The sequence below is a fragment of the Psychrobacillus sp. FSL W7-1493 genome (assembly GCF_038004905.1).
Taxonomy (GTDB): Bacteria; Bacillota; Bacilli; order Bacillales_A; family Planococcaceae; genus Psychrobacillus.
In genome coordinates this window covers 92,064-106,578 of the sequence record NZ_JBBOSB010000002.1, presented here as the reverse complement: position 1 = coordinate 106,578, position 14,515 = coordinate 92,064, and the positions used below count along the sequence as shown (strand labels likewise).

Here is a 14,515-nt window from a genome sequence, read left to right as displayed (position 1 = left end):
TTACTTTATGATTTCACATACACGGCCAATTTGACCATCTGTGAGTCTTACTTTAATACCGTGTGGATGAAAGGAAGAATTCGTTAAAATATCTTGAACGATTCCTTTTGTTTTGTTACCGGTACGCTGATCCTTCTTCAAAATAATATAAACTTCTAGTCCTGCGTGAATGTCTTTTCTATTTTGTCCGTTCATATAATCACCTCTTTTTGTATCGTACCACTTTCATATCATGCTTACATCCATTTGTTTAATTGAAACCGGTTTTCCTTAGTAAGTTTTAGAAGAAATGGGCGCCATCTTATATTTAGTACACTACAACTGCTAATAACAGCTATGTTCTTTGGAAAAAGCAAGAGTTCATGCTATACTGTGAAAGAATTTTCATTACAAAAGGAGTGTTTTATAATGGCGAAAAAAGGTTATTTCCTTATGGAATCTGGGGACAAAATTGAATTTGAACTATATCCAAACGAAGCACCAAACACAGTAGCTAACTTTGAAGAATTAGCTAACAGTGGTTTCTACAATGGTGTAGTGTTCCACCGTGTAATTCCTGGTTTTGTAAGCCAAGGTGGAGACCCAACTGGTACAGGTATGGGCGGAAGCGGTAAAACTATTAAATGTGAAACTGCTGGAAATCCTCACAAACACGAAGCTGGAAGCCTTTCTATGGCTCACGCTGGAAAAGACACTGGGTCAAGCCAATTCTTCATCGTTCACGAACCACAACCACATTTAAACGGTGTTCACACTGTTTTTGGTAAAGTAACTAGTGGTTTAGAAGTAGCAAAAGCTATGAAAAACGGCGACAAAATGGAAAAAGTCGAAGTATTCGACGAAGCTTAAGTTAGATATTTTAGGTCTTGGGGTGATTAATTCCAAGGCCTATTTTAAATAACAAAGTCACACCCCTCCCCCCAGCTAAATCCCCAGTATCGTATATCACTGAACAATAAAAACAGAGCAGTACATTTTAGGAGGTAAAAGGATGAAGGATTTCCATTGCTGTGCAACTTGCATTCATTTTAGCAGTGAAAAAACGACTAAAGGCATGCATTATAAATGCAAACGATTAGGCTTTCAAACTGAACCCTCTTATAAATTCAACTGTTGGAACCCAAAAGAGAATGTAAGAAAGCTAATGGAGAAGACAGACACTAGTAAGTCTTAATAAATTAAACTAAATATTACAACTATATATTTACACCGCTTATCCATTATTGTATATTTTATATATAACCAAAAGGTTATGTGATGAGGAGGTCATTTGTTGACGGACATTTATAGAGCAATAGCAGATCCCATACGTCGTCGTATCCTCACCATATTGTCTCAAAAGGAATGTACTCAAACCGAGCTAGTTGATCATTTCCCAATCTCCCAGCCTGCAGTAAAAAAACATCTCACTATATTGCTAGAAGAGGAATTAATTGAGGAAAGGCGAGAAGGGAAATATCGTCTCTATCGTTTAAAGCAAGACAATTTTGCTGTTCACTATAAAAAATTGCAAGAAGAGATTGGCTTGATATTAGAGGATAAGCTCACGAAGCTAAAAAACTATTTAGAGGAGGATTAAAATTGGAGAAAGTTGTTCAGTCGGTTCAAAGGAAAATCTTCATAAAATCTACACCTGAGAGGGTATGGAGAGCACTTACACAAGCAGACGAACGTAATGCCTGGGAAACCAGAAGCTGCGAAATGGATATTAGAATCGGCGGACAGGTAACCCTAGATTATGGGTGGGGCGCTAGCTATGTAGGAACTATAATAGAGTTAGAGGAAGAACAAAAGCTCGTTTTGCAAGGGAACGACAAGCAATTGACCACATGGACCATTACTACTGAAGCAGATGGTGTCCTTGTCTCCATTGAATATACAGGTTCTTGGACTGGGGACATTGGCTTAATGGAAATGGACAATATGCTTTTTGGTACTTATCAGTTCATGTTAAACCTTAAGAGTGTATTAGAAAAGGAAATGGATTTACGCAAAAACTTTTGGAAAAGTTGGATTGGTGTCTTGCATCGTACTGCGGATAAACGAGAAGGAACTAAAGTAGTTCAAGTAATAGCCTCTACTCCAGCGGATGGGTTAATAGAAGTAGATGACGTGATTACAGCAGTAAATGGAAATCCGATTCAATGCTATGACGACTTGGAAAGGTATGTATTTTCATGTAATCCCGGACAAAATTTAATTATTTCTCTTAATCGAAATGGGCATGAACTGCCGGTTAGCCTTCATACGGTTGGTTTTGGTCAATTCAATTAATTCTGCTATATTGGAATCCAAGTAGGCCCTCCTTCGAGAGCCTACTTTATGTTAGGAAGAATCCATCTCTCGTCACTAAGCGTAAAGGCTTATCCATCAACCGTCTCGCTTCGCCACCTACAGCTTTATAAGATCTACCCTCTTAAGCACTTTCCTTCCAACTCATTGCATCGATTTTTAATAACAGTACTTCAGTTCTTAAAACATCTCAGCAAAACCCATTACGTTGTAAATAAATTCCTTTTATAGTCATAATTAATTATTTTTTTAATATTTGGTTACTATATTACAATATAGTAACAATTATAATATAAATTTGTATATTTATACCTTTTATATGTTTTTGTAGGTATAATAAATTATAACAAAATAGTGATAGGCGGAGGTGTACCTATGTTTCTAATCACTCGCAAAATCAATGGTACAACAGAGACCTTGAAAAATTCCAACAGCCAATTCAATAAAACTTTTACAACTTATGAGGATGCCCATAAGTTTGTTCTAAAGTTAAATAATAATATTATTCCTTCTAAGCATTGGAAGGTTACCGAAGAGACGATGGAAGTTACAAACGAGCAGTCATAGCTGCTCGTTTTTTTATTACAGTTTTACTTACCTGTCCAATCCCACCATATCCCGTCAATACTAGTGAACCCAATATTTTTTTGTTTCGCCTAAAAAATAATATGAAAAATCGTTACATATTCATCAGTCTAACCCTATCCCTCTACATATAAATAAGATAACTCTTAGCGAGGAGGAGGTGTTAATAATGAGTTATTCAAATTATTGTGGTGGTGGCTACGGTGGTGGATACGGCGGTAACACTGGCGGTGGCGGTTACCCAGGCGGCGGAGCTGGCATGGGTTCTGGATTTGCTTTATTAGTTGTTTTATTTATTCTTTTAATCATCGTAGTTGGTACTTTCGGATATGGAAGTGGCGGCGGTTATGTTGGCGGAGAGTCCTGCTAAATAAATGTGTTAATGTTCCTCCTAGTTACTATACTTCACCTCACAAGACGGGCTTTTAGGAGCCTGTCTTTTTTTATTACATGTAGTTATTTTATAATGAGTTTAAGAGCTCAGCATAATTATTTTTTGGAGTATTTACTTCCTTCGAAACTGGATAAGCCTGCATTAGGTTTGATTCATAAGGGTTGAGCATTGCTTTAAGCCTATCTTTATCACGAAGGTTGGGATCTAACCAATTCCCGAACTTTTCTGGTGGAAGTATGACTGGCATACGATCATGAATAGTCTTTACTAAAGAATTAGCTTCGGTAGTGAGAATAGTGCAGGAATGAACCGTTTCTTCATTATCCCTTTTCCAGGTCTCCCATATTCCCGCTACTCCAAATAGTTCATTGTTTTTCATTTTTATAAGCATTGGAACCTTTTCCTTTTCATTTACGGTCCATTCATAAAAGGAATTCATAGGTATGATACATCTTCGTTGTGTAAAAGCATTACGATAGCTAGGTTTTTCATCAACTGTTTCAGACCTTGCATTGATCATTTTGTAACCTATCTTCTCGTCCTTTGCCCAGCTGGGTATTAAACCCCACCGTAGCTGCCCCATTCTATTGCTGGTTCCATCGTTAATAATAGCTACGACAGACTGAGAAGGGGCTATATTATAATTAGGATAATAATCCTCTTCATTGGATACAAACTGCACATCAAATTGTTCTTTGATCTGTTCCATATCCGTATATAGACTAAAACGCCCACACATAAGTGAACCTTCCTTTCTAATTACCTGTCCTATATCCTTTTCCTATTTATCGTTCGTTCAAACGCAGACAAAAATTAAAAAGATCCCTAGAGTGTTTTACTCTAGAGACATTTTCTATAAGAGAAATGAAATACCAATAATGAGCACGATAGGTCCTAAAATAAATAACCAAGCTAGCGGTCTTGCAAAGTTGACAGACCAGCCAACTCCAAAGCGTTTTTCTACAAAAACACTTGGATCATCTTTGTTGATATAGAAAATACCGCCCTTCCAAAATCGATCATCATCTACAGAAGTAATATGAGGATTTCCTACAACCGCTTCTTCCTCCCCTACTTTCAAACGTGATCCTCCTTGACCAACTCTTACAGTAAAAATAGCTACACTAGCAAAAGCTAGCACCAAAAATCCTATTGGTAAAGCAATCATAACAAGGGAAGAGGTTATTTCAGGATGTATAGTCTGTAACTGAAGATATCCCATCAGCAAGGTGACTCCTACCGACATGACAAAAGAGAGCCAGCTAGAGTATTTCCGAAATGCAAGCTGCTGCTTAACGGAAGTTTTTTTGCGTTGAGGGCTAATGCTTGTTCCCGACATTTTAATTCCCTCGCTAGTAAATAAAAACATTACCTGCACTATCAATAAAATTAGTGGAAGGGAAATAACAGTAAGATAGCTTTTCTCACTAAAAGCATCCGCTTCCCCAGTTGGACCCCAATGAGTAGGAATCATGTCCGGCATCTGTGGATATTTTAAAAGCGTATAAAATATAAGCCCAATCGATACAATCATGGGAATAATAAATAAAATTCTCGGCAGCAGTTGAAGCTTCTCTTGAAATCCTAAATCTACTACTTTCACTTCATTTTTGTCGGAAAACCAGCGACGCTGCTCCTTTAATTTCTTCATTTTCGTATGCATGATGAAGTAATAGGCGACGCTCAAAAATAGAACACCAATTTGAACTCCAACACTAACAAGAGCTAATACTTCTTCCTGAGGATTTTGAAGCAACGCCCAAGCAATATAGCCCGCAAAAATTACTAACCCAACAAAAAGTACTACAGCTGTGTATCTATTTTTTAACTGAAGGATTTCCTTGTCCTTTTCATGCTGCTCAGGAACGTTTACACCAAACACAATCGTTGGTTTTAAAAATTTTGGAATGTATGCCTGTAAAATTGTAATAAATAAAAGAATAAATCCAAATAACAACAAAATCATTATTTACCCCTCCTTAATTTGTCGAACAAGCTCTCGTACCATTACAACCATTTCTTCCTCTGAAAGTTGCAATACCATCCCCTCTGCTAACAATGGGCGAATCTGTTCAGCTAACACTTGCTTTTGTTGATCTGTTGCTTTTTCCATACCTTTTGGTTGTATAATTACCCCTGACTTCGGAACAATTTGAATGAAATCTTTCTCCTCCAAAAGATGATAAGCCTTATTAACCGTATGCATATTCATACCCAAATCACTGGCAAAGCTTCTAACAGATGGCAAGGAATCCCCTGGCTTTAGTTCTCCTCTAGCCATTCCTTCCATCAATTGTTGCGCTAGCTGTAAATAGATCGGCACAGATGAATTCGGCTTTATCTCTATAAACATTTCATGACCTCCTATTTACCTCTTGTTCTATATATATTATAACACTCTGTTCTATATGTAGTATATCAAAATGTTTTTATTTTTGGCTAATCCATTGTTTTACTGGATAATCTTGGGTCGTTTTACGACAATCCGCGCCTCAATTACTACAATCCAGGCTTCGTTTACTACAATCCCTCACTCTTTTACTACAATCACTGGAAATTTTACGACAATCCCTTTCCAGGCTTATTTCCCTGACTCGATTTACTACAATCAAGCATTCATTTACTACAATCCCTCATTCTTTTACTACAATTAACTGAAGTTTTACGACAATCCCGATCCAATCCTGATGCTTATCAATAACTACGGAGCCCTTCACACTTACCATTCTTCCGCAAACAGGACTCATTCCAACAAAAAAAGCCGACAAGATCTCTGAGGATCTTGCCGGTTCCAAATATGTTTATTATCCTTTTACTGTTAACTCTACTAAGCGTTGAGCAGAAGCTTTTACTTCTTCCATACCTGCTGAGATAATTTCTTGTGCTTTAGCAGGCATAGCATTGTGACCTTCAATAATTACTTCATCAATGATTTGCATACCGAATACTCCACCAAATACTGCACGCATATAGTTTACAGCCATTTCCATTGGCGCTGCCTCAGGTGTAGAATAAATTCCACCACGAGCGTTTAAGAAGATTGCTTTTTTATCTGTCATTAATTGAACCATGTTGCCTTGTGCATCATATTTAAATGCAAAGCCTGCAGCATATACATAATCAATAAAAGTTTGTAATTTAGCAGGGATTGTTAGATTCCATAATGGGAATGCAAATACTACAACATCTGCAGCAGTTAATAGATCCATTGCTTTTTGTTTAGCTGCTAATAAGCGAGATTCAACGTCCGTCAACTCTCCACCAGTTTGTACTTTACCGAAAGCATTGAAAAGGTCTTGTCCGAAGTATGGAGTATCCTCTTCATATACATCATAAACTGTTACGTTTACATCTTTACCTTCAAGTTCAGCCATGAAAGTTTCATACATTTTACTTGAAATCGCTTCTGTTGCTGGTCGGTTATTTGCTTTTACTACTAATACGTTCATTTTTATAACTCCTCTATAATATCCATATATTTTTATATTTTTATTTATCTCAAATTCGAGACTTCCTTATATTATATTAATATAAGAAGACTGTCAAAAGGTTAGCTCCTGTTAGTTATTTGCTTCTATGTTTTTCTTATCCTTGGAAACTTTAACTATTAATGTATTTGTTATACTATTTATATAAAGGGAGGTGCATTTCTTGGAGGATATTATTGCTATCTTTATTTTTTCAACTATTGGCTTATCCTTGCTGAGTTTAATCGCTATGGGTGGCTACGTAACAGTGAAACAACAGCAGCATAAACAAAAGGAATTAGAGATAGAACTTTTGCGTTTAGAAAACGAGGCTTTTATGCTTTTGGAGCGAAAAGCTATGCGAGAAGAAAAGCATCTAGAGGAACCTAAGAATTGAATATAAAAAGGTGCTCCTTGTAAATAACTTCACAAAGAGCACCTTATAGAATTGTTGTTTAAAGTCCTATTACATGAGTGGTGTCAGGAGATCTGCGGTCAAATATAAAGCCGTTTGCCCGATAAAAAGCATCCGCTTTCATGGATTCGGTTTTAGTCGTGATTTCGTTGAACTGACCTTTAGCATCCTCTAAAATTGCTTTAAAAAGTTCACTGCCGATTCCTTTTCTTCGATAATCAGGCAACGTATAAAAACGATGCAATCTAGCAGAATCTGCTCCTAAAACATCTCGATTTAAGCCTCCAATTGCCACTAGCTCTCCTTCATTCCAAGCACCATATAGTGCCTCCCCTTGCTCACTAAACCTGTTTGTACCGTCCTCATACTCAGTAGCTAGCCTGGATACAAAACGGTACCCTTCTTTTTCGCTTTCTTGAATTAGCTTGGATACGTCGACCTCATTCAAATCAGAAATTCTTCTTACTTCGATTGCCATATACGCTCCTCCATTCTATTTGTAAAAACGAACTCCTAGTAACTTTCGATATACAGAAGCGAATAACCTCTATTACATCAATATATTTCTATCCTTCCACAAATAGAATGTCATCATTCACGTACCCATTAAATCTTATTTTCTGATGCAGGCTCGTCTTAAAAAAAGTAAAAAAAGACTGCGCTTAAAAGCACAGTCCTTTAGCAAACGAAATTAGATAGCAGCTAATCTTGCTTCTACTTCTTCATCCGTCAATTTATGTTCTACAATATAGCGATTACGCGGGTGTACACGACATTCGTGTGAACAGCTGCGAAGATACTTATGTTCATTTTCTTCCGAACATAGAATTTTGTCATTACAGTCCGGATTTGCACAGTTTACATAACGTTCACAAGGCTCTCCAGTGAAATGATCTTTCCCTACAACCACATGCTCTACTTGGTTAATCGGAACAGCAATACGCTCATCAAATACGTACATTTGACCGTCCCATAGCTGACCACGAACTTCTGGGTCTTTACCATAGGTAGCAATACCTCCGTGCAGTTGAGCAACATCTTCGAATCCTTCTCTAACTAACCAACCAGAGAATTTTTCACAGCGAATTCCGCCTGTGCAATACGTTAATACCTTTTTACCTTCAAAAAGCTCTTTATTATCGTGAATCCATTCAGGAAGATCACGGAAGTTTTTGATATCTGGACGGATTGCTCCGCGGAAATGACCTAAGTCAAATTCATAATCGTTACGAGCATCGATAACTATTGTGTCTTCGGCTTGCATTTGCTCATAAAATTCTTTTGGAGACAGGTATTTACCTGTTAATTCATTAGGATTGATATCTTCCTCTAATCCTAAGTGAACAATTTCACGCTTAGGGCGAACGTGCATTTTCTTAAATGCATGTCCTTCCGCTTCATCTATTTTAAACACCATGTCAGCAAAACGTTCGTCTGCTTTCATCATGTCCATGTATGCGTCTGTTTGTTCAATTGTTCCGGAACAAGTTCCGTTTATACCTTCATTCGATACTAAAATACGCCCTTTTAACCCAAGTTCCTTACATGCAGCAAGATGTTCTTGTGCAAATGTTACTGGATCTTCAATCGGGACATATTTGTAGTAAAGTAATACTCTGTATGCATTTGTGTCCATTTTTTACTCCACCTTTTCAAATTTTGTCCATCAATTTATCATAACAAATTTAAAGGGAGAAGTTAAATAGTTAGTTTTGTCAAAAAATAATCACGAAATAATTCAAAGAGTTTTAATGTCTGATAAGTCTAACAGGAAAGCCATTTTCCACTTATAACTTTAAGGTTTTATTTTTCTTTATATGGAATTGTTTGTAAAATGTTACACTTGAACTAGTAATGATCATCGCAAACAATATTTTAGTTGTGATGATAAATAAATTTACTGACGGGGGTTTACATGGATAGTTTTTTCATAATACTTTTAGTCTTTTTTATCGTTGCTGCCAATATTATTGGATTTCTAACTTACAGAAAAAAGAAAAGTCTATATTACTCCGCTTTTACTATATTATATCTAGGGGTTTTGTTTGGCTCCATCGGTGGTGCAATAACCGTATTTGTTATTAATGATCCTTTTGCAATATTTTACGGTCTTCAAGTAGCATACTATCTACTAATAAATAGTGTTATTGTTTTTCTAATTGCCATTTTAGCAAGCGCAATAAAAAGATTTAACAACAAAACAATATGATTCGAGACTAGACAGTTTTGACCTGGGTTTTAGGTTTTCTAACTATTCTCAGTCCTTTTTGAATATAAATCATATATGTCCAATTGTTGCGTGGGTCATTTTCAGCTCATTTATTTTATTTAAAGAGATTCATAAACAAGTAGTACCCGCCAATCAATGACAAGGTAAAAGAAGCGTACGAAAGATATATAGAAGATAGAGACGAAAAACAAACTTAATGCAAGAACGCGAAAACGAAAAAGTTTTTTCTTTTTGAAAAACAGTAATGTGCATTAAGATAGGAGAATTTCTTTGAATAATAAATTTAAGATTTTGATGATCTTATTAACTTTTTTCGCCATTGTATGTTTGGCTGTATCTTTTTTTAGCCAAGACAAAAAGAACGCAGAAGAATTTGCAAACAAAGTCTTTTCTACTCCTCTACCTCCTAAGACAAAAGAGCTTGATCGTGGATTTGACTTTGGAGTTGCGTATGGTGGAGGACCATGGGGGAGTGGGGGACGACCAACTGTCGTTGTCTACAAAAAGTTATATTCTGAACTTAGCGAAAAAGAAGTACATGATTATTATAAGGAAAGAGGTTTCGAAATTTACTTTGACGGTGACGAAGAGCTTAAAAAGACCTCTAATGGTAAGAGATTTTGGTATGAAGGAAAGGAACGCAAGAATTTAAGTACTAAAGATAATACTGAAGAACCTATAAAATTCATTATTCAGATAAGAAAGGAGTTTACTTCTGCATTTGGAGATTTAGCTAGATATTAAAGTAAGCTCGGAGATTCATAATTAACCGCCCTGTATCCTTTCTTTAAATTACTTAAAAAACAAGCAGAAAGCCTAAGCTCTCTGCTTGTTTTATTATTTTGTTCTATTAGCAATCTCGATTGCGCGGTTAGTTCCTTCTGCCGCTGCATCTAGCGCTTCTTTAGGATCCATCCCTTGATATAAATTCTCCAACGCCGTCACAATTTGCTGACGAGATTCTGGGAACACTGATATTAAGGCGCCCTGAGTAGCGATAGATGGCTCTGTGCTTTGTAGCTGTTCTACCGTTACTTTTAACTGTGGCATCTTTTCCCATGCTTCTTTAACAATGTCTGCTTCATATGCAGATGGGTTAATCGCAAAGTATCCTGTATCTAAATGCCACTTAGCTTGAACTTCTGGAGTAGTTAAATACTTCATGAACTCCCAAGCTGCTTTTTGCTCAATTTCAGCGATTCCTTTAGACATCCATAAAGATGCCCCTCCAATTACAACACCTTTACGATCTACTTCGTCTGCGTAAGGAATGTATGCAGCACCCACTTCAAATGGCGCATTATCAATAATACCTCGTACACCTGCAGAGGAATCCATATACATAGCTACCTTCCCTGATTGGAAAGCTGCTCGAATGTCATCCCAGTTCGTTCCGAAGTTACCAAATGTACCAGCCTCATTCATAGTATTTAAGAATTCAAACACACGTTGACCTTCTTCTCCGTTGAAAACCGCTTCTGTTGCATCACCAGCACGACCGTTGTCTTCATTTACATAAAGTCCACCTTGTGTGGCTACTAACTGCTCGAAGAACCAGCCGTATGTTAGCATAGAAAAGCCTTTCATCTCCTCTGTTTTAAGCTTTGCTGCTGTATCAATTACCTCCTGGAACGTTTTAGGAGGGTTTTCAGGATCCAAGCCGGCTGCTTTAAATGCATCCTTGTTGTATAGCATTACTGGTGTAGAGGAGTTAAATGGCATAGAATATAGCTCTCCATCAAGAGAATAATAATTTAAGATATTCTCCTCTAATTGAGACAAGTCATAGTTATCTTCATCGATAAACTTTTGCATTGGCTCGATAAATCCACTTTCAATCATATATTTAGTACCTACCTCAAACACCTGCGTTATGGCCGGAGCGTCTGCAGTACCCCCAACACTACGAAGCTTAGTTAACGATTCTTCATATGATCCTTGGAATTCTGCCTTTACCTCGTAATCATCCTGGGATGCATTAAAGTCAGCGACAATATTATCAAGAGCTGTTTGCCCTGAACCTGACATAGCGTGCCAAAAGGAGATGACTGTTTTACCATCTTCGGATTTTTCAACATCCTCGTCGCTTTTTTGTACAGGTTCTGTCGATGAACTGTCATCACTATTTGTACATGCAGCTAATGCTAGAATACCTAACAAAATCATGAATAACCACGTAAACTTAAACTTCTTCCTCATGTCATACACCTCTTTTTTTAGTTTGGAACAACTGTTATTTTAGAGCCCCTTGCGTTAACCCTTTTTGCAATTGCTTTTGACCTAAAAACAATAGTAGTAGTGTTGGAATAATAACAACGATTACCCCTGCCATAACCACCCCCCATTCTGTTGCAACCTCTTGTGACTGGAGTTGTTTCAAGCCAATTTGTACGGTTCTTACAGAGTTATTAGTTGTAACTAGTAATGGCCACAAGTACATATTCCATGTTGTTAGAAACCCATATGCTCCTAATGTTACTAAACTAGTTTTAGAAACCGGCAAGATTACACGAACAAAAAACGCAAATCTACTGAGTCCTGCAATCTGGGATGCCTCATGCAGCTCCTTCGGTATTGTTTTGAAATGCTGTCTAAGTAAAAATGTCCCGAAGGCTAAAGCAAAAAATGGTAGTGTCATCCCTTGGTATGTGTTAAGCCAGTTTAGATTTTGAATGGTAAAGAAATTGGGAATCATTGTTGCTTCCCAAGGAATCATCATCGTGGAGATAAAAAGGAAAAATACAAAGTCCCTTCCTTTGAATGGGATAAAGACGAAGGCATAGGCCGCTAAACTACATACGACCAGCTGTCCAAGCATAACCCCGAACGAAACAATGAAACTGTTTATCAAATAATTTAATAGAGGCAATCGATCAAACACCTTCACATAATTATCAAAACTGAAGGTTGACGGCAAGAATTTTCCTTGTAAAATTTCGCCTCCCGTCATGAAGCTTACCATCAAGGCATAGATAATCGGGAAAAACATAATCAGGGCAGTAACGATCAATAAAAAATACACAATGGAGCGCTTTAGTATTCTCATTGGTAATGCACCTTCTTTTCCCCTAGCTTAAATTGTAAAATTGTAACGAGTAAAATACATATAAATAAGAACACCGCCTGCGCACTGGCAGTACCAAATTGAGCGTTAACAAATGCCTCTCTATAAATGGAATACACGATTAAGTTAGTGGATTGGGAGGGCCCGCCCTTTGTTAAGATATCCACCTGTCCAAACGTTTGAAACGCATTGATGAGAGAAATGGTAATAATAAAAAATAAGGTGGGAGAGAGCATTGGTATAGTTATTCTTCTCAAACGATACCAATAGCTTGCTCCGTCAATACGAGCACTTTCATATAAGTGCTCATCAATATTTTGTAGTCCCCCTAGCAATATTAGGAAGCAGAAGCCTGTGTTCAACCAAATCGTTGTTAAAGACACCGATAGCAACGCCCATGTTGGATCTAGAAGCCACTCGACTTGTGGAAGATTCAATATGGCAAGCACTTTGTTGAACATCCCAATACTTGGGTGGAATAAGAATAGCCACACAACGGAGGAAGCTGCTACGGAAACCCCCATAGTGGAAGCATAAATTGTACGAAAGAAACCTATTCCTCTTAGCTTTTCATTGGCAAGTAATGCTAGGCCTAGCGCAATAATAATTCCAGTAGGCACTGTATATAGTACAAATAGGAATGTGGCCTTTATACTGTTTAGAAAAGTAGACGATTCAAGCAAATAAGCATAATTTTCCAGACCAACAAACACTGCAGCCTCTCCTGCTTGGTTGGTTAAGAAAAAGCTTAAATAAATGGTACGAAACATTGGATAAAAAACAAAAACGGAAAATAAGATAATAGATGGCAATAAATATAAAAGAGCTGTTCGAGCATTCAGTGAGCGCTTCCAGAAACCTTTCTTTTGCTTAGATCTAACGGCAGTTACATGATTTGATTTCACTACTGTCATACAAATACCTCTTTACCAAATACATGGTTTTCTACATCAGAAGGTTTTTTAATAATCTCCTTTGTTACGCTATCAAAGAAGCAAAAGGAATCATAGTTCATGATGACTGGTATTTTATCACCGACAGCTATCTGCCATTGGCCGCTCCATTTAACTTGCCATTGCTGATCATTCAATGTAAATGAAAATACAGTTTCATTTCCTAAAATTTCTACATTTACAATTTCTACAAATACCTTTTCCTCAGAGGTCGACTCCTTAGTCGCTGCTTTTATATGCTCCGGACGAATGCCAACAATAACTTTGTCTGTCAGGTAGTGATCGTCCTCAGCTGGTACGGAAATAGTAATGAAATCATTTAACACAATAGCACGCTGTTCTTTACTTCCTATGCCTTCCGCAATATTCATAGGAGGTGAACCAATAAAGGTAGCCACAAAAGGATTGGCTGGATTATTATAAATATCAATTGGTTTGCCTATTTGTTGGATAGATCCTTCATGTAGGATCATAATGCGATCACCCATTGTCATCGCTTCAATTTGATCATGCGTCACATAAATCATAGTAATTCCAAGTCTGCGCTGGATTTGTCTAATTTCAGATCTCATGTGCGCACGAAGCTTAGCATCTAAGTTAGATAATGGTTCGTCCATTAGACAAATTGGCGCTTGGTTTACGATAGCTCGGGCAAGAGCAACTCGTTGTCTTTGTCCACCGGAAAGTTCTCTTGGCTTACGTTTTAAGTAATCAGAAAGCCCTAGCATTTGAGCAACCTCTATTGTTCGATTGTTACGTTCTTCTTTAGAGATTTTTTTTACATGCAGACCAAATTGAATATTTTCTTCTACCGAAAGATGTGGGTATAAAGCATAGTTCTGGAATACCATAGACAAATCACGCTTACTTGGAGGTAAATCATTCACTTCCTGCTCACCAATCTTGAGCACTCCTCCTGTTATCTCTTCTAATCCCGCGATCATTCGAAGCATTGTACTTTTTCCACACCCCGATGGACCAACAAGCACAAAAAATTCCCCTGGTTCAATCGTTACGTTAATATTAGAAATAACGTTAGATTGTTTGTCGTATGATTTAGAGATATCAATCAATTCTACTCGCTTCAAAAGATTTCCCCCATTCTCTAATCGATT

Annotated in this window: 21 protein-coding genes; 9 read left to right on the top strand and 12 right to left on the bottom strand. The window is 37.3% G+C overall.

Annotated elements, in window-relative coordinates; all coding sequences use genetic code 11:
- Positions 1 to 195: a YwbE family protein gene (locus tag MKX96_RS18025; RefSeq protein WP_169359290.1), complete on the bottom strand. Its 195-nt coding sequence runs from the start codon at positions 193 to 195 to the stop codon at positions 1 to 3.
- A gap of 213 nt (positions 196 to 408) precedes the next feature.
- Between MKX96_RS18025 and MKX96_RS18020 the strand changes: the two genes are divergently transcribed.
- The 6 genes from MKX96_RS18020 to MKX96_RS17995 all read left to right on the top strand — a co-directional run bounded on the left by MKX96_RS18020 (position 409) and on the right by MKX96_RS17995 (position 3,247).
- On the top strand, positions 409 to 849 hold the full coding sequence (locus MKX96_RS18020) for a peptidylprolyl isomerase (protein WP_169359291.1): 441 nt from the start codon (positions 409 to 411) through the stop codon (positions 847 to 849).
- A gap of 142 nt (positions 850 to 991) precedes the next feature.
- Entirely contained in the window at positions 992 to 1,174 is a 183-nt protein-coding gene (locus tag MKX96_RS18015) for a hypothetical protein (RefSeq protein ID WP_340886314.1), read from the top strand.
- 99 nt (positions 1,175 to 1,273) lie between these two features.
- A complete protein-coding gene (locus MKX96_RS18010; protein ID WP_169359292.1) occupies positions 1,274 to 1,579 on the top strand; it encodes an ArsR/SmtB family transcription factor in 306 nt (101 codons plus the stop codon).
- 2 nt (positions 1,580 to 1,581) lie between these two features.
- The gene (locus MKX96_RS18005) at positions 1,582 to 2,274 is read left to right on the top strand and encodes an SRPBCC domain-containing protein (RefSeq protein ID WP_340886311.1); all 693 of its coding nucleotides are present in this window, start codon (positions 1,582 to 1,584) and stop codon (positions 2,272 to 2,274) included.
- A gap of 393 nt (positions 2,275 to 2,667) precedes the next feature.
- Positions 2,668 to 2,859 (top strand): hypothetical protein, encoded by a 192-nt coding sequence (locus MKX96_RS18000; protein WP_169359294.1) that lies wholly within the window; start codon positions 2,668 to 2,670, stop codon positions 2,857 to 2,859.
- Positions 2,860 to 3,046: 187 nt separating this feature from the next.
- The gene (locus tag MKX96_RS17995) at positions 3,047 to 3,247 is read left to right on the top strand and encodes a YjcZ family sporulation protein (protein WP_340886307.1); all 201 of its coding nucleotides are present in this window, start codon (positions 3,047 to 3,049) and stop codon (positions 3,245 to 3,247) included.
- 91 nt (positions 3,248 to 3,338) lie between these two features.
- Here MKX96_RS17995 and MKX96_RS17990 read toward each other — a convergent pair whose 3' ends face one another.
- From MKX96_RS17990 to MKX96_RS17970, 5 genes are all read right to left on the bottom strand, one after another.
- Positions 3,339 to 4,010 carry an SOS response-associated peptidase gene (locus MKX96_RS17990; RefSeq protein WP_340886305.1) on the bottom strand — a complete coding sequence of 224 codons (672 nt, stop codon included), beginning with the start codon at positions 4,008 to 4,010 and terminating at the stop codon, positions 3,339 to 3,341.
- Positions 4,011 to 4,124: 114 nt separating this feature from the next.
- Positions 4,125 to 5,237, bottom strand: a complete 1,113-nt coding sequence (locus tag MKX96_RS17985) for a DUF1648 domain-containing protein (protein ID WP_340886303.1) — start codon at positions 5,235 to 5,237, stop codon at positions 4,125 to 4,127.
- Between the two features lie 3 nt (positions 5,238 to 5,240).
- Complete coding sequence (locus MKX96_RS17980; protein ID WP_340886300.1) at positions 5,241 to 5,624, bottom strand: GntR family transcriptional regulator; 384 nt, start codon at positions 5,622 to 5,624, stop codon at positions 5,241 to 5,243.
- 280 nt (positions 5,625 to 5,904) lie between these two features.
- Positions 5,905 to 6,066 carry a hypothetical protein gene (locus MKX96_RS17975; protein ID WP_340886298.1) on the bottom strand — a complete coding sequence of 54 codons (162 nt, stop codon included), beginning with the start codon at positions 6,064 to 6,066 and terminating at the stop codon, positions 5,905 to 5,907.
- A 9-nt stretch (positions 6,067 to 6,075) separates the two neighbouring features.
- Complete coding sequence (locus tag MKX96_RS17970; protein ID WP_169359299.1) at positions 6,076 to 6,720, bottom strand: FMN-dependent NADH-azoreductase; 645 nt, start codon at positions 6,718 to 6,720, stop codon at positions 6,076 to 6,078.
- Positions 6,721 to 6,922: 202 nt separating this feature from the next.
- Between MKX96_RS17970 and MKX96_RS17965 the strand changes: the two genes are divergently transcribed.
- Positions 6,923 to 7,135: a hypothetical protein gene (locus MKX96_RS17965; protein WP_169359300.1), complete on the top strand. Its 213-nt coding sequence runs from the start codon at positions 6,923 to 6,925 to the stop codon at positions 7,133 to 7,135.
- Between the two features lie 58 nt (positions 7,136 to 7,193).
- Here the strand turns inward: MKX96_RS17965 and MKX96_RS17960 are convergent, their stop codons facing one another.
- A complete protein-coding gene (locus MKX96_RS17960; RefSeq protein ID WP_340886295.1) occupies positions 7,194 to 7,631 on the bottom strand; it encodes a GNAT family N-acetyltransferase in 438 nt (145 codons plus the stop codon).
- Between the two features lie 213 nt (positions 7,632 to 7,844).
- Positions 7,845 to 8,789: an oxygen-dependent tRNA uridine(34) hydroxylase TrhO gene (trhO, locus tag MKX96_RS17955; protein ID WP_340886292.1), complete on the bottom strand. Its 945-nt coding sequence runs from the start codon at positions 8,787 to 8,789 to the stop codon at positions 7,845 to 7,847.
- A 279-nt stretch (positions 8,790 to 9,068) separates the two neighbouring features.
- On the opposite strand from trhO, the gene MKX96_RS17950 reads away from it, so the two are divergent.
- Positions 9,069 to 9,362: a 3-isopropylmalate dehydrogenase gene (locus tag MKX96_RS17950; protein WP_340886290.1), complete on the top strand. Its 294-nt coding sequence runs from the start codon at positions 9,069 to 9,071 to the stop codon at positions 9,360 to 9,362.
- A 291-nt stretch (positions 9,363 to 9,653) separates the two neighbouring features.
- Positions 9,654 to 10,127, top strand: a complete 474-nt coding sequence (locus MKX96_RS17945; RefSeq protein WP_340886288.1) for a hypothetical protein — start codon at positions 9,654 to 9,656, stop codon at positions 10,125 to 10,127.
- A gap of 93 nt (positions 10,128 to 10,220) precedes the next feature.
- Here the strand turns inward: MKX96_RS17945 and MKX96_RS17940 are convergent, their stop codons facing one another.
- Genes MKX96_RS17940 through MKX96_RS17925 form a run of 4 tightly spaced genes read right to left on the bottom strand, consistent with a single transcriptional unit; the run spans position 10,221 to position 14,488 of the window.
- A complete protein-coding gene (locus tag MKX96_RS17940; protein ID WP_340886286.1) occupies positions 10,221 to 11,582 on the bottom strand; it encodes an ABC transporter substrate-binding protein in 1,362 nt (453 codons plus the stop codon).
- A gap of 34 nt (positions 11,583 to 11,616) precedes the next feature.
- The gene (locus tag MKX96_RS17935; protein ID WP_169359306.1) at positions 11,617 to 12,429 is read right to left on the bottom strand and encodes a carbohydrate ABC transporter permease; all 813 of its coding nucleotides are present in this window, start codon (positions 12,427 to 12,429) and stop codon (positions 11,617 to 11,619) included.
- Positions 12,426 to 13,361 carry a carbohydrate ABC transporter permease gene (locus MKX96_RS17930; protein ID WP_340886281.1) on the bottom strand — a complete coding sequence of 312 codons (936 nt, stop codon included), beginning with the start codon at positions 13,359 to 13,361 and terminating at the stop codon, positions 12,426 to 12,428. The genes MKX96_RS17935 and MKX96_RS17930 overlap by 4 nt, the downstream gene beginning before the upstream one ends.
- The gene (locus MKX96_RS17925; protein ID WP_340886279.1) at positions 13,358 to 14,488 is read right to left on the bottom strand and encodes an ABC transporter ATP-binding protein; all 1,131 of its coding nucleotides are present in this window, start codon (positions 14,486 to 14,488) and stop codon (positions 13,358 to 13,360) included. Before MKX96_RS17925 ends, MKX96_RS17930 begins: the two co-directional genes overlap by 4 nt.
- Between the last annotated feature and the right edge of the window lie 27 nt (positions 14,489 to 14,515).